20 protein-coding genes and 5 pseudogenes are annotated in these 23,356 nt (G+C 41.4%); 11 read left to right on the top strand and 14 right to left on the bottom strand.

The window, feature by feature from the left end; translation table 11 throughout:
- Positions 1-223: 223 nt before the first annotated feature.
- The 3 genes from OCU60_RS07130 to OCU60_RS07120 all read right to left on the bottom strand — a co-directional run bounded on the left by OCU60_RS07130 (position 224) and on the right by OCU60_RS07120 (position 4,937).
- A complete protein-coding gene (locus tag OCU60_RS07130; protein WP_083602706.1) occupies positions 224-1,666 on the bottom strand; it encodes a DASS family sodium-coupled anion symporter in 1,443 nt (480 codons plus the stop codon).
- Positions 1,667-1,817: 151 nt separating this feature from the next.
- Positions 1,818-3,455 (bottom strand): sensor histidine kinase, encoded by a 1,638-nt coding sequence (locus tag OCU60_RS07125; protein WP_083602705.1) that lies wholly within the window; start codon positions 3,453-3,455, stop codon positions 1,818-1,820.
- Between the two features lie 252 nt (positions 3,456-3,707).
- Complete coding sequence (locus tag OCU60_RS07120) at positions 3,708-4,937, bottom strand: MFS transporter (RefSeq protein WP_074373905.1); 1,230 nt, start codon at positions 4,935-4,937, stop codon at positions 3,708-3,710.
- Between the two features lie 409 nt (positions 4,938-5,346).
- On the opposite strand from OCU60_RS07120, the pseudogene OCU60_RS07115 reads away from it, so the two are divergent.
- Positions 5,347-5,466, top strand: a pseudogene (locus tag OCU60_RS07115) (IS5/IS1182 family transposase); the annotation flags it as partial.
- Between the two features lie 28 nt (positions 5,467-5,494).
- Here the strand turns inward: OCU60_RS07115 and OCU60_RS07110 are convergent.
- Together OCU60_RS07110 and OCU60_RS07105 are read right to left on the bottom strand one after the other, a co-directional pair.
- Positions 5,495-6,448 carry an FAD:protein FMN transferase gene (locus tag OCU60_RS07110; RefSeq protein WP_074373903.1) on the bottom strand — a complete coding sequence of 318 codons (954 nt, stop codon included), beginning with the start codon at positions 6,446-6,448 and terminating at the stop codon, positions 5,495-5,497.
- Positions 6,449-6,533: 85 nt separating this feature from the next.
- Positions 6,534-9,548, bottom strand: a complete 3,015-nt coding sequence (locus OCU60_RS07105) for a flavocytochrome c (RefSeq protein ID WP_074373968.1) — start codon at positions 9,546-9,548, stop codon at positions 6,534-6,536.
- Positions 9,549-9,889: 341 nt separating this feature from the next.
- On the opposite strand from OCU60_RS07105, the gene acuI reads away from it, so the two are divergent.
- On the top strand, positions 9,890-10,870 hold the full coding sequence (acuI, locus tag OCU60_RS07100) for an acrylyl-CoA reductase (NADPH) (RefSeq protein WP_074373902.1): 981 nt from the start codon (positions 9,890-9,892) through the stop codon (positions 10,868-10,870).
- 22 nt (positions 10,871-10,892) lie between these two features.
- Here acuI and OCU60_RS07095 read toward each other — a convergent pair whose 3' ends face one another.
- Positions 10,893-11,846 (bottom strand): LysR family transcriptional regulator, encoded by a 954-nt coding sequence (locus OCU60_RS07095; protein ID WP_074373901.1) that lies wholly within the window; start codon positions 11,844-11,846, stop codon positions 10,893-10,895.
- 280 nt (positions 11,847-12,126) lie between these two features.
- Entirely contained in the window at positions 12,127-12,900 is a 774-nt protein-coding gene (locus OCU60_RS07090; protein WP_074373900.1) for an aminoglycoside phosphotransferase family protein, read from the bottom strand.
- A 540-nt stretch (positions 12,901-13,440) separates the two neighbouring features.
- Between OCU60_RS07090 and OCU60_RS07085 the strand changes: the two genes are divergently transcribed.
- Both OCU60_RS07085 and OCU60_RS07080 read left to right on the top strand, forming a co-directional pair.
- A complete protein-coding gene (locus OCU60_RS07085) occupies positions 13,441-13,797 on the top strand; it encodes a hypothetical protein (protein ID WP_074373899.1) in 357 nt (118 codons plus the stop codon).
- Between the two features lie 160 nt (positions 13,798-13,957).
- Positions 13,958-14,266, top strand: a pseudogene (locus tag OCU60_RS07080) (IS110 family transposase); the annotation flags it as partial.
- Between the two features lie 48 nt (positions 14,267-14,314).
- Here OCU60_RS07080 and OCU60_RS23025 read toward each other — a convergent pair.
- Positions 14,315-14,566: a winged helix-turn-helix transcriptional regulator gene (locus OCU60_RS23025; protein ID WP_370738686.1), complete on the bottom strand. Its 252-nt coding sequence runs from the start codon at positions 14,564-14,566 to the stop codon at positions 14,315-14,317.
- Between the two features lie 507 nt (positions 14,567-15,073).
- On the opposite strand from OCU60_RS23025, the gene OCU60_RS07075 reads away from it, so the two are divergent.
- Positions 15,074-16,084 (top strand): YeiH family protein, encoded by a 1,011-nt coding sequence (locus tag OCU60_RS07075; RefSeq protein WP_074373897.1) that lies wholly within the window; start codon positions 15,074-15,076, stop codon positions 16,082-16,084.
- A 10-nt stretch (positions 16,085-16,094) separates the two neighbouring features.
- On the top strand, positions 16,095-16,526 hold the full coding sequence (locus OCU60_RS07070) for a universal stress protein (RefSeq protein WP_074373896.1): 432 nt from the start codon (positions 16,095-16,097) through the stop codon (positions 16,524-16,526).
- A 168-nt stretch (positions 16,527-16,694) separates the two neighbouring features.
- Here the strand turns inward: OCU60_RS07070 and OCU60_RS07065 are convergent, their stop codons facing one another.
- The 3 genes from OCU60_RS07065 to OCU60_RS07055 form a co-directional block, all read right to left on the bottom strand.
- Positions 16,695-17,390 (bottom strand): 2'-5' RNA ligase family protein, encoded by a 696-nt coding sequence (locus OCU60_RS07065; protein WP_074373895.1) that lies wholly within the window; start codon positions 17,388-17,390, stop codon positions 16,695-16,697.
- Entirely contained in the window at positions 17,383-17,637 is a 255-nt protein-coding gene (locus OCU60_RS07060) for a hypothetical protein (RefSeq protein ID WP_074373894.1), read from the bottom strand. Before OCU60_RS07060 ends, OCU60_RS07065 begins: the two co-directional genes overlap by 8 nt.
- Before the next feature lie 69 nt (positions 17,638-17,706).
- Positions 17,707-18,096, bottom strand: coding sequence for an HIT family protein (locus tag OCU60_RS07055; protein WP_074373893.1), 390 nt, complete (start codon positions 18,094-18,096; stop codon positions 17,707-17,709).
- Positions 18,097-18,223: 127 nt separating this feature from the next.
- On the opposite strand from OCU60_RS07055, the pseudogene OCU60_RS07050 reads away from it, so the two are divergent.
- The 5 genes and pseudogenes from OCU60_RS07050 to OCU60_RS07030 form a co-directional block, all read left to right on the top strand.
- Positions 18,224-19,089 (top strand): annotated as a pseudogene (locus tag OCU60_RS07050) (transposase).
- A gap of 462 nt (positions 19,090-19,551) precedes the next feature.
- A complete protein-coding gene (locus OCU60_RS07045) occupies positions 19,552-19,797 on the top strand; it encodes a type II toxin-antitoxin system CcdA family antitoxin (RefSeq protein WP_074373892.1) in 246 nt (81 codons plus the stop codon).
- Complete coding sequence (locus OCU60_RS07040) at positions 19,797-20,114, top strand: CcdB family protein (RefSeq protein WP_074373891.1); 318 nt, start codon at positions 19,797-19,799, stop codon at positions 20,112-20,114. The genes OCU60_RS07045 and OCU60_RS07040 overlap by 1 nt, the downstream gene beginning before the upstream one ends.
- Positions 20,115-20,240: 126 nt before the next feature.
- Positions 20,241-20,905: pseudogene (locus OCU60_RS07035) on the top strand (transposase); the annotation flags it as partial.
- 2 nt (positions 20,906-20,907) lie between these two features.
- Positions 20,908-21,027: pseudogene (locus OCU60_RS07030) on the top strand (IS256 family transposase); the annotation flags it as partial.
- Positions 21,028-21,073: 46 nt separating this feature from the next.
- Here the strand turns inward: OCU60_RS07030 and OCU60_RS07025 are convergent.
- From OCU60_RS07025 to OCU60_RS07015, 3 genes are all read right to left on the bottom strand, one after another.
- Positions 21,074-21,385, bottom strand: coding sequence for a hypothetical protein (locus tag OCU60_RS07025; protein WP_074373888.1), 312 nt, complete (start codon positions 21,383-21,385; stop codon positions 21,074-21,076).
- An 81-nt stretch (positions 21,386-21,466) separates the two neighbouring features.
- Positions 21,467-22,039, bottom strand: a complete 573-nt coding sequence (locus tag OCU60_RS07020) for a hypothetical protein (RefSeq protein ID WP_074373887.1) — start codon at positions 22,037-22,039, stop codon at positions 21,467-21,469.
- Positions 22,040-22,186: 147 nt separating this feature from the next.
- Entirely contained in the window at positions 22,187-22,801 is a 615-nt protein-coding gene (locus tag OCU60_RS07015; protein WP_074373886.1) for a hypothetical protein, read from the bottom strand.
- Between the last annotated feature and the right edge of the window lie 555 nt (positions 22,802-23,356).

Below are 23,356 nucleotides of genomic sequence, written 5' to 3'. Positions count from 1 at the left end.
GGGAATCACCCTTTCTGTATACCTTCTCTTTTGCTTCTCTTTTGTATCAGTACGCACCCCATACGCACAGATGCCTGGCTAAACGGTTTTATACCAGAAGCCATTAATTTTTCTTTTCATCGGCCAGACACAAAACTGCCCAGGATTTCTCATCTGAAACGAGATATCAACCGGGCAGCTTTTTCGATTTATCTAAACTGATCAATGTGACTCAGGGGAAAATCTATAGTCCGAGTATATTCCACCACCACAGACCGAGTGTCATATTAATCGCATAGTTAATGAAAGTAACCACAGCCCCGACTGTCCACCAGTTTTTCAGCGGTACATAATTTTCACTAAAGATAATGGGGCCGGCAGCACTACTATAGTGAGTAATCCCACTACCATAAACGGTAGAACATGCCAGTGCGATAGCTAACTGACCAGGAGAAACCCCCATCAGCAGACCCAGTGTAAAGAACACGGGGATCATCGATACAACGTATGCCGAACCGGAAACAATGAAATAACGAACCAACACACTACACAATACAATCATCACAAAGGCCAGCGTAGTGTTAGTATCGGTACTGGCAAAATGATTCAGCAATGAGCCAAGCCAAGAGAAGAAGCCTTCTGCTTTCAAAGAAGCGGACAGTCCGATGACACCACCAAACCAAACCAGCACAGTCCATGCACCTTTAGCTTGTAATACATCATCCCAGGACATAACACCACAGAGGATCATCAACATAAACGCTGCTATCGCAACAACGGCTGCACTCAGATGAAATACAGAACCCATCACCCAACCGGCTAAAGCCAGCAAGAAAATAATACCCAGCATTTTTTCTTTTTTACTAAACGCACCAAGCTCTTTCAGGCCTTCTTTAGCAATGCGCTTATTGTCGATTTTCTTCTCTTCCGGTGGATAAACCATATAGATAATCAGCGGTGTCAGAAGCAGCATGACCATACCAGGAACAACAGCACCAACGAACCAGCTCGTCCATGTTAGATCAACGCCAAGAATGTCTTTAATAAACGGTAAAATCAGAAGGTTGGGAGCAGCCGCGGTCAAGAAAACATAAGCTGTTGATTTAGTATTTAAAAACGAGTTCATCATCAGATAAGAACCAATTTTTCTGGCACCTGAATCCGGATAGGAATTCAGAGAAGCTGAAATACTTTTCGCAACAGAGAAGACAATACCACCGGCTCTGGCCGTAATCGATGGTGTACAGGGGGCAATAATCAAGTCCAGCATCGCCAGAACATACCCCAGTCTCAGACTGGTTTTTCCGAACTTATCAATCAGAAGATATCCAATCCGTTTTCCCAGACCAGTGACCAGAATTGCGTTACTCATAATTAACGCAGAAAATACGATCCAAGTTGTCGTGGATGAATATCCGCTTAACGCTAGCTTCGTATCTCCGCCAGTCAGACCGATAACCGAAATCACGCATAATAAAATCACAGGGGCAGGAAAAGGTTTAAAAATTAATCCAAGAATTGTCGCAATAAACAACCCACATAAATGCCATCCCTGGACAGATAAACCTTCCGGAGCTGGTAATATATAAAATAGAAGTGGAACAATAACGACCAATAATATCGATAACAATCTCTTGTTAATCAAGGGCTCTCGTTCGAGCCTTTCGCTCATCAGTGTCGAAGTCATAATTTGTCACTCTCAACATTAAAATAAATAACTGAGTAGATAGTAAATTCAAATAAGAATTTCATCTGTGACAATAAACTTTGAATAATCAAGTGAAAATCAACAATATGGGTTTAATGGTTTTAATTCCATTAAATAACTATTCCGTAAATTAATCCACTTCAACATATGTCGATTGCTTTGATATAGAACAAATTTTTAACGGAATAAACACAATAAATAAAGCACCGCCAAAATCTGACTCTTCAATAACAATTCGCCCTCCGGCCTGCTCGACCAGCATCTTAACCAGATGCAAACCAATGCCGTGATTATCACCATCTTTCGAAGTAACACCACGCTCAAAAATTTTGTCTACGTCTTCTTCGAAAACCCCTCTTCCACTGTCTGCGACTTCAATAATGAACTCATCACTCTGATAGACATACAGACTGACAACCCGTTGCTCAGCGTTACTGTTCACTATTTCCTCAAAAGCATTGCTGATTAAGTTGCCAATAATACAAGTGATATCCTGTATATCAATGGGTAACAGCTTACTGTCAATACGACTCATCGGATCAATTTCGAGCGTAATGTTCAACTCTTTCGCCCGGGCTCTTTTACTCAGGAACATTGCCGCAAGATCAGGAACGGGTAACATTCTTGAGATTTCACGAACATCATTCTGCCGGGTCGAAAATTCCGTATTAATGTATTGCAATACACTGTCATAACGCCTCATCTCAAGTAAGCCATAAATCACCGACATCTGGTTGTTGAACTCATGAATGATCGCTCTGAGATTGTCTTTATCCTTTGCATACTGGTTCATTTTGTTTTCCAGTTCATTTTGCATCGTATTAATGCGAAAACTCACAACTAAACCGAGCTCATGACCCTGTTTATCGTATATGGGTTTACGGGTTGCAATCAGAGAATGACCATTACAAAGAATGGTTTCGTCTTTCAGCTCTTCAAGAGAGTTACTGCTAAAAAAGTCCGTATTAAAGATATAATCTGAAATGGGTTTCCCACGGATGTCGTCGTCAAGAATGTCCAAATATTCTATTGCAGCATCATTAATCAGAACCACATTATCTTCTTTGTCTACAGCGACAATCCCCTCATAAACGGAATCAAGAATATACTGACGATAAACAAAGCCTTTTTCTATCTGCTCGGGTGTCATTAAGTTTAACCGGTAACGTAAGCTGCGGATTAATAAATAACTAATCCCCAGATTAATGAACCAGGCAGCAATAAATAGCATTGCAATTTCATTCAGATCTTTTTTCTGTTTTTCAATGAACTTAGGGTAAGAGATTCCGGTAGAAACAATTCCGATAAAGCGATCATGATAAAAAATCGGCACTCGAGCCTTGACCAATACCCGCCCGTATAACCCTTCACTTACATCTGAGATTTCCTTTCCCTGCGCAATTTCATCAATTTTATTAGAATGAATTTTGTGGCCGATCTCATAGCCTTTACTATGAAATAACCGGATACCATGAGTGTTTGAGATAGAGATGTACTCAATTTCGCCTCCCCATTGATACTTTTGAGCAATCGCGGTCAATTTTTTGATGTCTTTCTTAAATACTTGTTCAGACAATAGCGGATCATGAGCAATCACTCTTGCCTGAGATAACCCGTAGTTTTTCAATTCTTGAAGATTTTCAGAGAAATTCCGGTTATAGAGATTCAGGGCAACAAGCACTAGACCGATAAAGCAAACAACATTAATGGTCACGACCAGTTTAAAGTAATACGACCTTTTTTTAAGGTAGATAATATTTCTTACCACTATTGTTCCCCCAACTGAACCGCTTTTCCAAATCGTAATGCTACCCTATTATACTGATCTATCTCATGTGAAGAATTAAAAATAGTTTTAATGAACTCAATTGCTCATGTCATTCAACGTAAAATCGGGTGACAACAAGAAGGGAAATGGGAACTAGGCACCCGCAATGAATCATGCCAGTAACTCATCCGTTTTGAGTTACCGACATTCAATCCTGTCTGACTATCCAGAAAAGGATAAGCTCAGACCAAATTAGCTTCTGACAGCGATCAGCGTCTCATTACGCTGGATCTGAGCTTTTAAATAAGTTGCAATGCAAATACCGATACACAAAAGAGCGATAACAAACGTTGCCATACCCGCCCATCCGAAATAGGTATAAACATATCCGTTACAGTAACCAAGTATAGAACCACCTAGGTAGTAACAGAACAGATACAGAGACGTTGCCTGACCTCTGTTATGAGTCGCATTTTTGTTTACCCACCGCAGACAGACAGAGTGGCATCCAAAGAAACAACTGGTAAAAATCACAACACCGATAAGTAACGACGTCAGTGTGTGTGTCAATGCCAACAACATCCCCACGATCATGACTGAAAATAATCCGGTTAAGACTTTAGTTGCACCGAATTTATTTGCAAGGCGGCCAGCCTGAGGCGCCGTGATCACACTTAAGATAAAACAGACTGAAATTAAACCGGCCTGTGCATGTGTCAGGTTAAATGGTTTATGAGAAACATAGAAAGTCAGGTAGTTATATAGTGATGCAAATGAACCAAACATAATAAATCCCAGACAGTAAACAGGCGAAATCATTTTATTTCTGAAATGTTCTCCCATACCGTTAATCATCCGGCTCAGATTCAATTTCGGCGTCGGTTTAAAGTTTTTGGATTCAGGCAAAGTAACCAGAACTAAAACAGAAACACACAATAGTAATATCGAAAATCCATAAAAAATATTATGTAGCGTGGTATGTTCGATCATCTGACTGGCAAAGACACGGCCTGACATCCCGCCCATTGAGTTACCAAACACAAAATATCCGGTTACGATACCAGCAACAGCCGGAGCGACTTCTTCACTGATGTATGCCGTTGCCGCCGCAGCGATGCCACTGAGTGTCAGCCCCAAAAGCCCCATTACCGCAACCAGAACATTCCAGGAAGTAATAAACGAGCAACAACAAGTCAGTATCGCGCCGGAAAACAGAGAAGTCACAATTAGCTTTTTCCGGCCAAACCGGTCAGAGAGGCTTCCGGTAAACAGAAGACCTATCGCTAATAAAGCCATTTCAACCGACAGAATAATACTCACATGGTCGACAGGAATATGATATTTATCAGAAAGAAAAGGAAGCAGAGGCTGAACAAAATAAATTGATGCTAATTCAGAGAGACCTGAAAGAGCCAGAGCAAAAGTAACTGCAATATAAGATTTATTTACCTTTCTTTCACCGAATGTATTGGAGGTTTTCATAATATTCTCATGGTGATTATTTAAGTTGGATGTTTTTAAGATATTCTTATGTCGTCATATTTAGCGATATATTCGACTCGCTGTACCCTTCTAAAACATCCTTTTCATCGAATGATAAACGTTAATATTTTCGGTAATGAGCCCCCATCAGTCGATGGTAATGACACAGAAAACTCTTCTACAGTAACTCTTTTCTTACCATGAAGAATATGATTTCAGGCTTGTTACTCAGTCATAAAAACGTATCACGTAACTCTTAATTCAATAAAAGCATTCTCTGGATGTTAAACGCCAAGACAGGTTTTATCTGTGACAACCTAAAAGTTGTAACCAAATGTAAATAAACAATATAGTTTTAATGGTTGAAATTCGACCTTATGTTTGCAAAAAACAAAATGTCGATTTTTTGATGCAGAGTGGCCGTCGTTTTCTGATCTTTTGGATTGATGAGCAGGGTGTAGCAGAATGGAAGAAAAGCAAACAAAGCAAGCGTAACAGACCACGTCGACTCAGCGATTTAGCCATTACACCCCCTAAATAGGGGGCACGTGAGATTTCTATTTTACTGAGTCCGTTGCACGTTCATGGCCGATGAATCCATTGGTCGTCATCACCTCTCCTTGTAGCGAGATTGCCACCGCCTCGATACCTTCAATCGCATTTAGATAGCGAATCGATTGCACAGCCGAAGGCAGAAAGCCCGCGGTACTCCAAATCTCTCCATCCACAGAGCGCTTGGAAACAACTGTCAGACTGGCGATATCCGTTGCAATCGGCATCCCTGTTTTCCCATCCAACAGGTGGTGATAACGCTGACCATTGGATTCAAAGAAACGTTCATTGATACCAGACGTAACCATCGACATACCTTGCAACGGGACGATACGTATCACGTTACCTCGTTGGGACAATGGATTCTGAATCCCCACGTTCCATGCTTGATGCGGATTGTTTGGTGAATGTCCAATCGTGAGCACATTACCACCCAAGCTAATAAAGCCGCTCGTCACACCCGCATCGATCAGCCTTTGCTTAACTTGATCAGCAAAATAACCTTTCGCAATCGCGCCTAAGTCTATTTCCATTCCGGTTTGGCGAAGAAACACCGAGTGCTCTTGCTCATTCAACATGATCTGAGTCGGGTCGACTAATGCCAGTTTTTCGTGAATAAGCTCTTGCGATGGCACTGTCGCTGCTTGGAAGCCAATGCGCCACGTTTTGACCAAAGGGCCAATCGCAATATTGAAAGGGGTACGGATATCTTCGCTATAACATTGACCGAGTTTGATCAGCTCAAACAGATCCGGGGCAACCACGACAGGCGCAATACCGGCACTTTGATTGACGCGCATCAACTCAGAATCTGCTTGATTGACCGTAAACCGAGTCGCGTAATCCTTTAATTGCACATATGCTTCTTTGATGAGTTGCTCACCGTTTTGATGGTGAACCACCAAATCAATAAAGGTCCCCATCATTTCAAATCTTGCGCTATAGCGATTCATCGTCATATCGTCATTGTGTGTAAAATAAAAAAGGGGAGCAAAGCTCCCCTATGTACGATCTCTATGTTCGATCTATTTGATTGAGAGACGACTACACCAGATTGGCAGCATTTGCACCCGCAATACGGCCATATGTAAAGATATCAATCAGGGCGTTACCACCTAAGCGGTTACCGGCATGGATGCCACCTGCGACTTCACCGGCTGCATATAAGCCTTGAATAACATTGCCATCTTTACCAATCACGCGCGCCTGTGTATCAATCTTCAAGCCGCCCATTGTGTGATGGACTGACGGTTGACGTGGCGTGGCGTAAAACGGAGCCTGTGTCACTTTGAGGCCAAATGCGCTCTTGTTAAACTCAGGATCATGTCCTTGCTCTACACAATGATTATATTGGCTGATGGTGTTCGACAATGTCTCTGCTGGCACACCAATTTTTTCAGCTAATTCTTCAATCGTGTCAGCTTTAATAATGGTTCCGTCTTTGATTTCCCGCTCGATCGTTTCATCTGAAGTATTGGCAGCAGTGTGACGAATATTCTCATCGGCAATCATATAAACGAGACCACCGTTATCGAAGAAGGCGCCAGATAACACATCGCGACTGCCACACTCATCAACGAAGCGTTTGCCTTGTTGGTTCACAAACACAAAGTTTTCAGGTGGTACAATCAAGCCAGTCAGCAATGCACCCGATTTTGGATCACCAATTGGCATCAACTGAACAAAGCCCATACCGACGAGCTCTGCACCCGCTTTTTCGCCGATCTCAAGACCGTCACCAACCAGTGCTGGTGAGTTCGTTGTTTTGATATCGTCAGCAATCTCTTTCCAGTATGTGTTGTATTTCTTGATCATCTGCGTATTGGCACCGAAGCCGCCAGACGCCATAATAACAGCATTATTCACATGCAGAATCAGTTCGGTACCATCGGCTTGTACCGCTTTTATCCCAACAACTTTGCCATCTTCAACGATGAGATCAGTCGCGCGAGTATCTGTAATAATTCGACCGTTCTGCTCCTGAATTCGTTTTGATAGCTTGTCAACGAACTCAACACCTTTCTGACGTTTTGGTTTATGCGCTCGACGCCATAATGCACCGACTGGAATTTCAACAACACTGCGATCAAAATCGACGCCCTTCTCAGTCAGCCAATCAATTGACTCCATTGAACGAGACGTTAATGTCTCTACAAGATCATATTGACCATAAATCGCTTCACCATTGAGGTCGGTACGTTTACCGCCCAGATAGGTTTGAATACGGTGCAGTTCCACTGAGTCGAATAGATACTGTTGACCTTCTTCCAGCGCGGTGAAATAACTATCTAACTGAGACTTCAAGGTTCTAAAGTCTGCTAAATATTCTTCAACAAACTCAGACTCAGGCGTATTTGCGAGCTGCATTAACGTCTCTTTTTCACCGGGTAGTGCTGCGAAAGCGCCCTGCCACTCAGGTTCAGCGGCATTGACCCAACCACCGGTACGGACGGTGTTGCCACCAATCGCAGGAAACTTCTCAAGTAAAATGACCGACTTGCCTTGATCCATTGCCGTTAACGCTGCACTTAAGCCAGCACCACCACCGCCAACAACCACAATATCAACCGTTTCTTCAACCGTCTTGGTTGACCACTCAACCGCTGCTCTTGCCTTACAACGTAACGCTTCAGAGTTACCACCAGCGAGATCAACAGCGTTCGCAACACCATCAAGCACGGCTTGGCTACTGACTGTTGCACCTGAAATCACATCAATATTGAGAGTTTGACCGTCTAGAATCTGTTGCGGAATACGTTCAAATGCTGGGTTGGCAATGCCGTCAGATTCTTTTGATGAATCAACAAAGATATCGAGGATCTTATCTTCAGAGAAAGCGACTGTCACAGGCAAGTCATCATTATGACCACGACCGTACGCAGTATATTCACCGGCATTAAACTTGATCGGTACGTTCTGCAACTCTTTAATTCGCTGGTGCTTAATCGCTTCGGCTGCACTATCGACAATCATGTAGTCCATGATTTCCCACAATGGTGTTGGGATTTTCAACGCTGCTTGTTGCGCGATATCGGCAAACTCGGCACACGATTCGCTGTTAAGCGCTTTCTCTGCCCAAGTTGGCTCAACCAAGAAACCTTTACCCACTGCGACAAGGTCATAGCCTTGTTCAATGGCTTTATCAGCATCACTACGTTGAGCAATGCCACCCACACCAATCACTGGCACTTGAGCTAATGCATCAGATTGTAGATGACGGTACTTTTTGATGAGCAGCTCTAGATCTTCTGGGGTCACAATTGAGTTACGAGCCCAACTCCCCATAGAGAAATGCAAATAATCCAAACCACATGCCGCTAGCTTATTTAACAGGTACATCGTGTCATCAAAGCGGATACCCGGTTGTTCAATCTCTTCCGGAGAGAATCGGTAACCGATAATAAAATCGGATTTATCGTGCGTATGAACAACTTCTTTTGCCTTTGCGAGTACAGCGAGCGGGAAAGTCGTGCGTTTTTCAATGTCTCCGCCCCATTGGTCGGTTCTGCGGTTTGAATGCGGAGAGAAAAATTGCTGGAGTAGATACGTGTTTGCACCGTGAATTTCGACACCATCAAACCCTGCAAGAATCGCTCGATTCACGGCATCACCAAAGTGTTCGATCATCTCTTCGATTTGCTCTTTGGTCATTTGCAATGGTGTTTCCGCATTATCACGCAAAGCTGCAACAGGACTGGCAGAAATCGGTTGATGTCCACCGTTGAACTCTGGGTTTGCCATACGGCCAGCATGGTAGATCTGCAAAATAGCCTTTGAGCCTTTTGCTTTAATTGCTTCAGCGAGCTTGCGTAAGCCCGTTATTTTGCTATCCGTATCGATACCAAGTGCACCCGGGAATGCTCGACCATATTTTTCAACAAACGCACTTTCGACGATGACGGCACCAGCATCACCTGAACGAGCTGCGTAGTAATTGATCATCTCTTCCGTTACACCACCATCGAAAAACGCAGATTGAATCGTCATCGGTGCCATGACGATTCGGTTATGCAGTTTGCCGCCTGATTGGAATACGATGTCATCGGTTAATTTAGTCATAGATTGTGCCTCTAATAGATTAATTCTCATATCAAACGCGCCAGCCAACCCAAATGCTGAGTGAATGTAGCCTGTTTGATATGAAAACTTCGGGATCAATAACCATAGTAATATCATGGAATTTGATCTATGAGTAAAATGACTTATTTACATCCACACCATGACTCTTGTGCATAGCCAACTTCAGTGAGCACGACTCACCGCAATACACATTCATTCTATATATCGACAGGCATATGATTATTATGCATATCTATCTATGCTAAAGCTTCATTTAATTCATACGGGTATCAGCGCTAGACTGCCATAAGTTAATCATTACTATATTTGTGGAGAATGCTATGTTTGATGCTTTAATCCTGAATCAAGAAGATAAAAGAACCGTTGTAACTATCGAACAACTCGATGAATCACATCTCCCGGAAGGTGAAGTGTTAATCGCTGTCGATTACTCGTCGCTGAACTATAAAGATGGTCTGGCTATTACAGGCAAAGGTAAAATTATCCGTAATTTCCCGATGGTGCCCGGAATCGATTTGGCAGGACAAGTCATCAGTTCAGATGATGCCCGTTATCAAGAAGGTGACTCGGTTGTATTGACAGGTTGGGGAGTCGGAGAAAATCATTGGGGAGGCATGGCACAGAAGGCAAGTCTTAAAGCGGACTGGCTGGTCCCGCTACCACAGGGTTTCAGCTCAAAACAAGCCATGATGGTCGGCACTGCTGGCTTGACTGCAATGCTTTGTGTTCAGGCTTTGATTGACGCAGGCATTAAACCTGAAGACGGAACGATTTTGGTGACAGGCGCCAGTGGTGGTGTTGGCTCTGTCGCAGTCACTCTGTTGTCTCAACTTGGCTACAAAGTCGCGGCAGTTACGGGTCGTGTCGAACAAAATGGCCCATTACTAGAAAAACTAGGTGCCAGTCAAATCATTGATCGTAATGAATTTGAAGAACCGGCTCGCCCGTTAGAAAAACAAGTCTGGGCTGGTGCCATTGATACAGTTGGCAGCAAAGTGTTAGCAAAAGTACTATCTCAAATGGACTATAACAGCGCTGTCGCTGCCTGTGGTCTTGCCGGAGGATTTGATCTTCCCACAACGGTCATGCCATTTATTTTGCGTAATGTCCGCTTGCAAGGGGTTGATTCAGTCAGCTGTCCACGTGAAAAACGGATTGCCGCATGGGAAAAAATTGCCCAACTATTACCAGCGCATTATTTTGAGCAAGCGTGTACTGAAATCACATTAAATGAAGCGCCACAGTATGCAGAGAAAATTACCACGGGTCAGAATACAGGTCGAGTGGTGATCAAGCTTTAAATCCCTATTGCGTAAGGCCCGCTCAGGGCCTTACTTCATCCAGTCCCATATCTTCCACACGCTTGGCGATCAGCCTGCTACATTCTTCTTTGACGATGCTTCTCAACCATTCCTGTGCAGGAGAATGTTCACAACGAGGGTGCCAAATCATTGAATAATCAAACGGCGTAAAATGAAATGGTAAAGGTTTGACTATCAGATCATAACGCTCGGATACTAAGTATGCTAAATCGGCAGGTACTGTAATAATGAGTGGCATCATATCGACAATCGCTAACGCAGCTTCCAAATGATATGCCCTCAGAACCATGCGCCGTTGAGGTTTATCTTCTAGTGCCTGTTCAATGAGTGATTTAACCCCATCACTAATTGCTATCATCGCATGAGGGTACTTCAAATAATCATCCAGACCCATCTGTTCATTGGCCAACGGATGTTGTTTCGACAATAAGCACAACACCCCCACACGCCCCAAGACTTCAGACTGTAATGCTTCAATCGAGTGAATTGGGCGACAAATAGCTAAGTCAGCTCTGCCGTAAGTGAGTTGACCTTTCAAATGCTCATTTTGTAGTGGCAAAAACTCAAACGCAACATGAGGTGCTTCCTGATAAATACGAGGTAAAGCAAATGGTAAAATGGTTTGCATTGCATAGTCAGTCGTTGCAATCGTGAATGTCTGCTCACAAGACTTGGGATCAAAATCGATTGGGGACAAGAGTTGTCGGAGAGACTCAAGCGGTTCACCTAAAGCCCGATTCACAGATAAAGCTTTTTCAGTAGGAATAAGATATTGCCCCTGACGTGTGAATAGAGGATCCGACAGTAAACTACGTAATCGCCCTAACACCCGACTCATTGCTGACTGACTGAGGTTTAAACGATTCGCTGCTCGGCTGACACTGCGCTCCTCAACCAGAATTCGCAACGCCACTAACAGGTTTAAATCTCGGCGATAAATCTCTTCTACTTCCATACCCAGTCTTCAGTGATCTAACAATATCGATAGTGTAACCAATAAATTACGGAAAATATCTTTTTAAGTTGGAAACATTTTATGCAGATAAAATTCTTGATAGCCCCAAAAAGCGCGGTGTGTATCGTTATCCTATGTTAACCACCGATTAATCACATGTTGAGGTTGATCGAGCAGCTTACGTTTATTCCCTTTGGGCAAAATCCCCCACCGGCCTAACGTTTGGCACAGCGAGTCCAGGCCCAGCGTCTTTTGGCCGGGCCGAGGCTGGTGCCACTTATTAGTTGCACAACGCACGCTGAATTTCTAATTTGTTTATAGATATGTACTCGATGTCATTTAGATAGGCTTGAAGATGACCTTGTTCGATATTTTCAGCAAAGGACTCATCACCACTTTTAGCCTCTTGACGCATAAATGACACCAAAGCCTGTAAACGCATAACCATTGCATCTGCAAGCTGCTCTCTTTCTAAATCCGTTGCGCCATAACTGTCACAGAATAACTTTGCCCTAGCAACCTGCTCTGTAAGTGTACCGAGTTTATCATTGTTATCAGTTTTAAAAGGAGACCAGCAGTAAACGGAATAAGCTAAGTCCCACACCCTTGGAGCCGGGTGTGCAGTATCAAAGTCGAACACACCAACGACTGAACTCTGGGAAAGGGCAACATTGTAAGGAGTAAAATCTCCGTGACAAATAACCTCAAACGGCTCTTTAGGCTCAAGCATCCATTGATGTTTACTCACATCCATTTGACTTAACAAAGAGACTGTAGCGTCATGGACTTCTCGGAGTTGTTTCCCTGCTGATATGAGCGCCTCATTTGAAGCTATAGCGCCGACTAAAGGGTAGTTATAAGTATCGCCAGCAACAAAACTTAGGACTTCTTGATTTTGCTTAATGCCAAGAAACCTTGGACACCCATGAACATTTGAACTTTCTAGGTGCTTCAATACTTGGTGGATTGTCGGACTCCAAGGCTGTAGAGGACGATAGACAACTTCACCATCTCGATATATTGTGGACTTTCTTCCGCCTGATAATTCTTCCATGATATTCCTAGCGAGTCATCCAAGGAGGACGAGCACAAGTGCGTACTGTGCATGCGCGTTATTTCTGGTGCGGATATTCTTATTCATTGATAATAAAAGACTTTCCTATGTACTGTCAGTACAAAGTGCGCACAATGGAGTTATTTAATATGGCTAAACGCGCAAAAATGAGATCACTTCAAAAATAAACTGTCTATGCATACATAAATTTTCATCAGTCCCACCCCCCTCAAACCACCTCACTCGCCACAACCGCACCCTAGCCTGCTTTGCTGTCGCCGCGTGCGGTGACTTTGTCGATGGACATTTCCGGTAGGAAGATGTCGTTTAGGATGAGGATACTTATGCGACGAGTTTGGAGTTGCCCGTACCTAGTCAATAAGAGCGTCGAGTGTGACGCTACGTAATATACGTGTAATAGGTTATTCAAAATAAAAGGACTAGTGTTTGGTTTGTAGGCCACAGAAACTGAAATGGTCAGTATCAATAGTGAGCTTACAATTAAATTAGTTTTAAAATTAATTAAAGAGGAATTTTATTATGAACACTGAATTCGAACAAGAAGTAGAACGATTAGATTTAACTTTTGACCAAGCCGTAGTAAAAGCAAAATCTGCTGCAACTATAAAAGAAAAAGTTTCATTCATTGCTCATGGTGCTATGAGCTTCGCAGAAAAAGAAAAAAAAGGTGAATCTGACAGTGTGAAGCCAAAATGCAGAGTATTTTATAATAAACTAAAAGAAGGTGCAGATATGGTAGGTTTGTCCGGCTCTTGGTTTGCTGAAGTAACATGCAAAGTATCAGGATATAATATGTGGTGTATGATAACACCAATGGTTACTTCAGGTATTATGAGAGGATCCGATGGCTGTCGCTATTATGCAGTTTTATCTTAAAAAACAGTATTGAAAACCCAAAAAACTTATAATAACCATTTGGGATTAGATAAAAAAGTCTATTTTTCATCTAATCCCGAACTTCTATAACGAATGACATGGATTTCCCCTTCCGAGGATCTGCCACACTTAGGTGGTAATTATTAACACCGGAGGATCTATGTCTGATTATTCTTATTTTGGCAGTATCGACTTAGCGAAAAACCATTTCAGTATTCATGTCGTTAATTCGAAAGGTAAAGTCGCTCTTCATAAATCTGTTACTTGCTCTAAATTGCTGACCACAATAGCAAATATGCCACCTATGTGTATAGGACTCGAAGCGTGTGGCAGTGCACATTATTGGGCAAGAACGCTTAATAAATTAGGACATGATGCTCGTATTATGGCAGTTAAGTATGTTGTTCCCCATAGAACGAAAGGCAAAAATGACCTCAATGATGCCGTTGCTATTTGCCAAGCCGTCCAACATGTGCTGTTATGTAAAGGTAACTCGACTTATAGATTTTTGAGCTCATCAAAAATTACGACTCCCCATGTTTCTATCAAAAGTAGAACGCGCCTGTTCGAGCTTAGACTTATGCTCTCGACTCCACGTGACAAGCAATGCAACCTGAGTTGAGAATGAATGTCCGAGATCTGAAAGTTCATAGGTTACGCTGGGAGGAACCGTGGGTTCGATATGGCGCAAAACGTAGCCATCACGTTCTAATCGCCGTAACGTCAAGGTCATCATCCTCTGTGATATACCAGCTAGCGCCTTTTCAATTTCCCGATAACGCTTCGGACCATTAGATAACTCCGCTATTAAGCCATTCTCATTACCAGACCTAGCGCAACGTATTGGTATTCCTTATGAGCCGACAAGCTTTACTGCAGAGAGAACCAGACTTGATAATTTGCAACTACTTCCATTTCAACCACCCATGTTAATGTCAATCTATGCCTCAGCAATGTCAGGATTTCTGGAAACGACCACAAGTGATCTGATGACTCTGGTACCCCATCCTAAGGACGCACTGACCGTTGCCTGTTCGTCTGCAGAGCAAGGAACATAACGCTCCGTATTAGTTAATTTTAGATACAAACCTATCCTTGCACTGTCTTTTATACAGTACAAGGATAGGTTTATGAGTTCTCTCTTTGTTCCATCCATAAAAGAGATCATGAATTTATTGCCGTAGATGTTCAATAAAACTAAACGTTTGTAAATTTTATCTCGATATCAGTATGAGTACTAATTAGTTAGCATAGCGCTATAGCTTATGGAGGACTTATGAAATATCTAAAAGGCATTATATTTACACTGATATTGTCATTGATATCTTATTATTTATCTACAATTAATTTTTTCAGACATTACCAAATTAGCTCGTTGGTGATTTGCATTATTTTAGGAATGATTATTGGTAATATAGCGGGCTCTAGAATACCAAAGTCTGCTGAAATTGGAATAAAATTTAGTCAGCAAAAGTTGCTTAGGTTAGGAATTGTTCTCTATGGTTTCTTTATCACTTTCCAACAAATTATTAGTGTAGGCAGTGTTGGTCTTATCACCGATCTTATTATTATTTCGGTGACATTTGTTGGCGGTTCTTATATTGGTATCAAATTCTTAAAAATGGAAAAAGAAGCCGCTATGCTTACTGCTGTAGGGTCTTCAATTTGTGGTGCCGCAGCTATTTTGGGTACCGAGCCGGTCTTAAAACCTAAACCTCACCATACAGCGGTTGCGGTGGCTACTGTCGTAATTTTTGGTACGCTTGGTATGTTCGTTTATCCTTTGATTTATCATGTATTTGCAGTGAATGATACCATCATGGGGATTTATACCGGTGCGACCATCCATGAAGTTGCGCAAGTCGTGGCAGCAGCTAATGCAATGAGTCATGGCATATCGGTTACTGCCGTTATTGTGAAATTAACTCGAGTGATGATGCTAGCGCCTTTTTTAATGATTTTGAGTTATTACCTTACTCGTAATCGTGCCAACTTGTCTGGAGAAAAAGTAAAAATCACTATTCCATGGTTTGCTATTTTCTTCGTTGTTGCTGCGGGTATTAATTCAACTCATATTATTCCGGTAGCGGTTGTTGGGATTCTAACTAAAGCTTCTGTTTTCTTATTAACAATGGCTATGGGGGCATTGGGTTTAGATACAAATATTAACAAAATTCGTGGCGTAGGAATTAAACCGATTATTTTAGCCACTATTTTATGGATTTGGCTAATCGTTGGTGGTTATTTCGTTACTAATTTAGTTTCAACCGGCATTCATCTACTTTAAGGAATTACTTATGTCTTACCACAATATTTTGGTCGCAATTAATACTAATGAAAATTTAAAAACTATAGTCAATAAAGGCGTTGAAATAGCTCGTAATCATAACGCGACTTTATCTACGATTCATATTGACATGAAATTTGAGGATTTCTATATTGGCGAATTAGACTTCGACTTTGAAAAATATGATGAGATGGCCCGAACTCGCTCTCAATCCGACATTTTAGCAAAGCTGGGGGATCTTGATTACCCAGTGACCAATTCAATTATTTGTTCGGGTGAGCTATCCAATGAAATTATAGAGACCATAAAGGAAAATAATATCGATTTATTAATTATGGGCCACCATCATTATAGCCGATTAGGACAGTTTTTTATGTCCGTTTCTGCTCCGCTAATTGAAGCAATGCCCTGTGATATCCTGCTAGTAAAAGTTACACAGTAGCTGTAAAAAACTTAAAATTTTGCGAAAACGGTGACAATATGTCTAAATATACATATTGTCACATAGACAAAATACAATTTAAGCGATTCTATTTTCTTTCATAACTAAGCCGTATTTCAAAGTAGAGTCTAAGCGATTAGTTTGTTTGATGATTGCTTGTTATGTGTATTATTTGATGATTTTAAGTCCTTTGCTAGATAACAGCTTTGTTACCGACAAGTCTTGATACCAATTATTAAAAACAAAATCTAGCCTATTTACTTCAAATGTACCAAACTCAATTTTTCTGTACTTAGAAAGCAGCTCTATAAACGCATATCTATTTCTCAGCGGTGCTCGGAACCGAACTACTGTGCAATGTGCAGTTGAGATCTCATATCTTAAATCAATAGTTGTATAAAGATTCAATTTCTTAAAGCTTACTCGTAGCTTGTCACGCAATATATTTAACTGCTCATTATCAGGAAATCCTTGGACTAAAATACAAGATGGTGACGCAGTAACACCTGTATATCTAATTTGAAGCGGCCCGATATCTTCCACCGCCTGTTCAAATGCATCAGAGTACGCCTTTACATCAATGTCTGATAGTTTAAAACCTTTAACACAAGTGATGATAGATAATACTGTTAAATGAAATTCATTCGTAGGGTAATAATATTGATCTGGTTCAATCTGCTTCAACTCACCTAATAGTTCACGTATTCCAACGCCAATATCATTACTAAGATAAGATAAAACTGTCACCCCTCTCCTAGTATCCTCTGGAGAGTTTATTAAGTTGTCCACTCCATACTTATCATCTTTAATACACTGAATTGCATTCACCCACATATCATCATATATTTTTTGAATTTCAGGCATAATTAAACTCTACTCTTATACACTGATGTACCCCACCCAAAATGCCAAGCGTGGGGAACCAATATTGCGCCCAATAATTAGAACCACTACAAGATTCAAAGACCACGACACATGGAGATTGTTGGCGCAAAAACGCATTAAATTGCTGAGGTGTCAGTTCTTTATTAGACTGTACCTTGGAGTGTGCATAAACGCATACTTGAATCGCTTTAGTCGCCAAGTCAACGCCAATAATCGTTGTATTCATCTCGTTCTCCCAACAGGTTTGCTCACTCAAATGTTAGTCAGTGATTAGAGCGGGAGTCCAATGATCTTGTTATAAGCATGCTAAAGATTCACGCAGTCTTTCTATGCTTTGAACTCCAAGACCACTACTTCGCCAACCAAACTGATCGTCGTTAAACCTAGGGAAGATATGCAAATGGTAGTGAGATAATTCATTAAACTTTCCGTTGTTTTGGATAAAGGAAATACCATCTGGTGCAAATACATCCTCAATACGTTTATAGAGATCTTTCGCCACCGAATGTATTTCAAATAGGATATGATCGGGAAGCTCAATATAACTCTCATAAGGATAGGCAGGACAAATCAGTATGTGCCCAAAATTTATTGGGTCGTGATCTGCAAACGCGATAACGTTAGTGGATTCATAAATGATTACAGCTTCAATTTCTCGATTTACTATCTGCTCTACTATCGTCATAGTAAGAATTTCCTTCCAAAGCTTATAGACATAATGACTCCCCACGAGAGCTAGCCTCCAATTCCGTGGGTTCGTGTAAAACCAGAGCCATAATTAGTGTGTCAACAACTAAATCATGGAGGCTAGCATGATTGAACATAGCATAGTTTTTATAGAGCTGGACACTCAGAAAGAGTTTATTGAAATCGCCTATATCGAGGAGCAGCGCGGAGCGACACCTATTCATTTCGGGCGTATATCAAGCTCTAAGGTGGCTATCAAAAAGTTTGCCCGTCAATTTCAAACTAAATATCCCAAAGCCTTACTTTTACGCAATAACATTCACTATGAAGGGACGGCAAACTGGTCTTTGAAACATTTACGGTGGCTGACGGAACTGGTATTACCTCATTCCGCTCAGCAAATCGTTTTACAGGAAGCCATACAAACCATCACTGAACGTATGACAAGGCTGGAACGATTAGATAATGAGTTATCTCATCAAGTAAAAACATGGCGATATTATCCTGTTGTTAAAGCGATACAAGCTCTTCGTGGTGAGAATGCTCGTTGCAACAGGCGTGATTGCTGAGCTAGGCGACTTGAATCGTTTTGATCATCCCAGAAAGCTTATGGCCTATCTATCTGGGATTAGTTCCTTCTGAACATTCCAGCGGAGGTAAACGTCATATTGGTGCCATCACCAAATGTGGCAATAGCAGAGCAAGGCGTCTTCTTGTTGAAGGCGCTCACAGCTATCGCTATCCCGCTAACATCTCTACGGATTTACAAATACGGCAAGAAAGGCTTCCTAAAGAAATCGTCGATATAGCTTGGCAAGCACAGTTAAGGCTGTGTAAACGCTATCAACGACTCATTAAAAAAGGGAAGCATTACAATCTGGTAGTAACCGCGATAGCACGAGAAATGAGCGCTTACATCTGGGCTATATCAAGAGAAATTGTCCTTACCAGAGTCGATCCTAAATTGCGGTTAGCGAGAGTGCCTGTATGATTTATCAATTTGAGTGGATACGTTGGAACAAGCCACGGCAGTGGCATAAGCTCCGACGGTGTTAGGATGGCAATCAGATAGCTATCTGATTGAACCACGAGCATAGACTGAAGAAACGGTGCCACGACGTATCAAGTCAGGTTAACTCTGTTTGGTGAACACCAAATAATCTACGGATACCAGCATGATAACCGACGAATTTACCGGCTTCTTCCAATGTGTTCACTCATCTCTTTTTGAACAGTACAAAAAGTCTATTCATTTAGAAGAAATGGCTGTGTGCTACTTGACGTGGGGAGTCATACCAACGCCTAGCACAGCGGCACTTTTACCGTTGCACTAGCAACCTTATAACTTTAAACCACAAGTGCCCAACTAAAATATGTCCGCTGCTGCGCCTTGTTATATACTTTTCGATCACCTATAATTCATGCGCAATACTTATGCGCACGAGGTAACTTTATGAGAAACAATCTAAATTCGCAAGCTCCCAAAAAAGCTACAAACTTAAGCCTTAACAGTGAATTACTTGCTCAAGCAAAACGGTTGAACATAAACCTATCCGCCACAATGGAGAGGGCTCTTGAGAAAGAAGTTAGCCAACGATTAAAAGCTGAATGGCTAGAACAAAACTCAGCAGCAATTGACGTTTGCAACGATTTAACTGAAAAATACGGACTTTTTTCTGATTCACACCGAGTATTTTAATGTCACAATTCATATTATATAAAAACAACGATAAAAGTACTGCTACTGCTTATCCATTCTTTGTCGATGTGCAGAGCGAGTTACTTGACACACTAAATACTCGTTTGGTAATTCCTCTAACTCCTTTCGAATTATTGGAAAAGAAAGCTCCTAGCCATTTATGCCCAACAATTCATATTGATGAGGGCGAATTTGTAATCCTAACTCATCAAATGGCAAGTGTTCCTGCCAAATTATTAAGCGACCCCGTAGACGACATTAGCACATTTCGTGATGAAATCATCGCAGCTATCGATTTTTTGATCACTGGCATATAACGCCAAGCTCAACTGCGTAGCAACCTGTCACTTGTTTTGCGTTTTTTTGCAAAACAAGTGACAGGTTGCGGAGTCAGATTGCAGCTTCTTGATACTCAATGAGATTTTCATCCATACTATTGTGGTATCGATTTCCATGCCCGTTTACTTTATGTCTGTATTCTTGACTCACAAGCCAATGTCATCGTTCATAAAAAGATTACGGCCAATAAAGACGATTTATTACTCATCCTCGAACCGTATATTGGTCATGTCATTGTTGGCGTCGAATGCATGTATTGTTGGTATTGGGTCTCTGACTGGTGCAGAGAGCTCAACATCGATTTCATTCTTGGTCATGCACTGTATATGAAAGCGATACACAGCGGAAAAACTAAAAATGATAAAGTCGATTCATTCAAAATAGCCTCATTACTGCGCGGCGGAAATTTTCCCATTGTTTATGATTACCCAAGCGAACAAAGGAGCTGGCCCAAGTTGACTGGTTTATTGAACAACAAGCGAAAGCCCACAACCCTGTTTATCTTGAACTGCTCAAAACCGTTCCCGGTATCGGCAAAATATTATCGCTCACCATTTTATATGAAATCGGGGATATCTCCCGATTTGAATCCGTTCAAAATTTCGCGTCGTATGCCCGCGTAGTCAAATGCAAAGCAGAATCGGCGGGTAAAACCTATGGCACTCAGGGAAATAAAATCGGGAATGCGCATCTTAAATGGGCATTCTCTGAAGCGGCAGTGCTCTATTTGCGCGGTAAAGAAAAAGCTCACCACTATCTGAACCGATTACCAGCTTGCTCAAGCTGTTGTATGAAGGTATGTGGACACATCCGGTGCAGAACTGGAACCTGACACTGTCTCAGCTCAGCATCCACTTTGAAGGCCGAATCACTCCATATCTGGACTTATAAAAATGGGCGTGACACAGAATAATGAACAGTCTCCTTTAACGGCTTGTTATATTTTACTCGCATATAAATCATGCAATTGAGAACATCCCTTACCTGAGATTCTGCTATTGCCAATTGAAGCCTCTACTGGTTCTGCATTCGAACTGTGCACACCATCCATTATTTCAAATAACTTAATTAAACTAATATCTACTGTCTCTTCCAAAACTTCACGTAATAATGCTTTATGTTGAGAAGATAAATTATTAAGCCATTCTTGTGCTTGAGCAGATACTCCGACATTGTCACCTTCAGACCATTCAACAGAAAAATCTCTAGCTTGTTCTTTCACTAATATTGTAAATTTATCAGCGTCCATTAATACTCCAAAAAAATATAACGCCACACATCAGTCGACCGAAAAACGCGTAGCGGTTTTTGGGTCGGCTGGATGTGATTGTTAGGCATCTTTTGCAATATATACAACTTTTGCATATACCCTACTTCTACCAATATATTCAGTTTTCAATACAGTAACTTTCGCATTCGGTGGTATATCAACAAGCTTATCCCCATAGTCGTATTCAGTACTGAAAAAGCTTTTTCGTTCCGGAAGCATAGTCATGAGAGGCCGCTCCTGTGATACCGATATTTCTCCCTGAGGCATTCCCTTTGGGTTATGAAATCGCGGTTTTATCCATTTCTCATCCCTATAAGTGCCAAGGTATATCCAACCTTCGTAATGTTTGCTTACTACGGGCGTCTTGCTTTCGGGGTTTGCTTTCTCGGTTTGTTTTTCTATTTCTCGGTCAGGCGGGGTAAAATTTTTATCATCTATTATTGCGTATCCGTATAAACCAACGCCGACAAAGAGAAACAAAAATATAATAAACCTTATCCACTCATTTGCTTTCCTGAATAAGATGGTGCCTACAATGGATAATGCAACGATCATTAGACCAAAGAGCCCCTCTTTGGTTTTAATAGTGACTTCCAGTATGGGCGCTAAATTAGAAAACAATTCGTCGAACAATATTCTTCTCCGTTATTTGCCTACGCCTTGCTCACCGGCACATGCTGCGGAGAGCGTTTTGTGTGAAAATGGAGCACAGCGACAGACACAAAACGAGCATAGCAGTATGTGTCCGCGCGTGCAGCTATGTGTTAGGTCATTGCTACACTACATTGTTCTAGATATTTCTGTGCGCACATTTCTAATAACACTGCGAGTAAATATAATTAACTCGTAATATACATTAAAGCCTTCTTCATACGTCAGATCATTTCGAAGTACCTTGTTGAGCCTGCATTGTATATCCAACAAGTTGCGATAAACTTCTTTGGGTATACGTACATCGAGGTTATACAACCGTTGAAACAATTGTGAAGTAGTGTCAAAACTTTTCCCGACAAGTCTGTTTAATTCTTGCATTGTTTCTTCAAACTTCCTAAAACCATGCAATGTGAACAGGGGTTTGCAAGTGCCAAACTCTAACCTCAACTGTGAAAGCGGTAATGACTGGTTAGTCGAGGTTCCTTCAACAAGAATGAACTCAAGCTTTCTTAGTGATGCCTCTATTTGCATGATGTCTGCTTCAAGAGACATCAAGTAGTCTCTTGCTTCAAAGAGCGTTTTCCCTCTTTGCTGTTCAAAAAATCTTCTTTGGTCTCTTTTAAACTCTATATAACCTGCGAGAGAAGCAACAGATCCCAAGAAACCTGCTACTCCAAGAAATATAGAAAATGGTTCAGGATCAACTAAATACTCATCGCTAACATTATTATTTTTAATCATTCTACTTCCATTCTCATATTAAAGACCTAACATTTCTTATACAGAACCACTCTATAAGAATACTTCTGTATAACTTAATTCTTTTCTAAACTGAAAATCTCACAACTCACCACCAAGTAGTAAAAAGTCGGTTCTTTTTCAACATCTATCGCAAAATGCTGACTCGTTCTATCTAATTTATCCACGTTGTGATTTGATGGAAACTGTATATAAAAACAGTGCTAGAGTTGTTAATGAAATCCCTGTTTCTCACTAGTTTAGAAGAGTTTATGCTGGCTCGTCACTACGCGCGAAAAACTATTAAAACGTATCTTTATTGGGTGGTGTAAAGAGTCCGCTTTCATACCTCATGGTGTAGCATAACATTTTTCCACGCTACCGCTCTTCCGCATACAAAATGTGGGTGTAAACATTATCAATTCATTGCATATATTTATAGCAAATAGTCACTGTGATGCCTACGGTCAATGGGGAATCGACTATAAAAAATCTGGCTAGCGGATGAAAATAAAGGGATAGAGCGGAAAAGACGGGAGCACACATCATCATTTTCGA

The organism is Vibrio spartinae (assembly GCF_024347135.1).
Taxonomy (GTDB): Bacteria; Pseudomonadota; Gammaproteobacteria; order Enterobacterales; family Vibrionaceae; genus Vibrio; species Vibrio spartinae.
This window is presented reverse-complemented; position numbering and strand designations above follow the sequence as displayed.

What these genes read in the sequence shown, in the direction of transcription:
- OCU60_RS07130 (WP_083602706.1), bottom strand. Translation starts at nt 1,666, where the DNA reads ATGACTTCGACACTGATGAGCGAAAGGCTCGAACGAGAGCCCTTGATT.
- OCU60_RS07120 (WP_074373905.1), bottom strand. Translation starts at nt 4,937, where the DNA reads ATGAAAACCTCCAATACATTCGGTGAAAGAAAGGTAAATAAATCTTAT.
- OCU60_RS07110 (WP_074373903.1), bottom strand. Translation starts at nt 6,448, where the DNA reads ATGACGATGAATCGCTATAGCGCAAGATTTGAAATGATGGGGACCTTT.
- OCU60_RS07105 (WP_074373968.1), bottom strand. Translation starts at nt 9,548, where the DNA reads ATGACTAAATTAACCGATGACATCGTATTCCAATCAGGCGGCAAACTG.
- acuI (WP_074373902.1), top strand. Translation starts at nt 9,890, where the DNA reads ATGTTTGATGCTTTAATCCTGAATCAAGAAGATAAAAGAACCGTTGTA.
- OCU60_RS07095 (WP_074373901.1), bottom strand. Translation starts at nt 11,846, where the DNA reads ATGGAAGTAGAAGAGATTTATCGCCGAGATTTAAACCTGTTAGTGGCG.
- OCU60_RS07090 (WP_074373900.1), bottom strand. Translation starts at nt 12,900, where the DNA reads ATGGAAGAATTATCAGGCGGAAGAAAGTCCACAATATATCGAGATGGT.
- OCU60_RS07085 (WP_074373899.1), top strand. Translation starts at nt 13,441, where the DNA reads ATGAACACTGAATTCGAACAAGAAGTAGAACGATTAGATTTAACTTTT.
- OCU60_RS07075 (WP_074373897.1), top strand. Translation starts at nt 15,074, where the DNA reads ATGAAATATCTAAAAGGCATTATATTTACACTGATATTGTCATTGATA.
- OCU60_RS07070 (WP_074373896.1), top strand. Translation starts at nt 16,095, where the DNA reads ATGTCTTACCACAATATTTTGGTCGCAATTAATACTAATGAAAATTTA.
- OCU60_RS07065 (WP_074373895.1), bottom strand. Translation starts at nt 17,390, where the DNA reads ATGCCTGAAATTCAAAAAATATATGATGATATGTGGGTGAATGCAATT.
- OCU60_RS07060 (WP_074373894.1), bottom strand. Translation starts at nt 17,637, where the DNA reads ATGAATACAACGATTATTGGCGTTGACTTGGCGACTAAAGCGATTCAA.
- OCU60_RS07055 (WP_074373893.1), bottom strand. Translation starts at nt 18,096, where the DNA reads ATGACGATAGTAGAGCAGATAGTAAATCGAGAAATTGAAGCTGTAATC.
- OCU60_RS07045 (WP_074373892.1), top strand. Translation starts at nt 19,552, where the DNA reads ATGAGAAACAATCTAAATTCGCAAGCTCCCAAAAAAGCTACAAACTTA.
- OCU60_RS07040 (WP_074373891.1), top strand. Translation starts at nt 19,797, where the DNA reads ATGTCACAATTCATATTATATAAAAACAACGATAAAAGTACTGCTACT.
- OCU60_RS07025 (WP_074373888.1), bottom strand. Translation starts at nt 21,385, where the DNA reads ATGGACGCTGATAAATTTACAATATTAGTGAAAGAACAAGCTAGAGAT.
- OCU60_RS07015 (WP_074373886.1), bottom strand. Translation starts at nt 22,801, where the DNA reads ATGATTAAAAATAATAATGTTAGCGATGAGTATTTAGTTGATCCTGAA.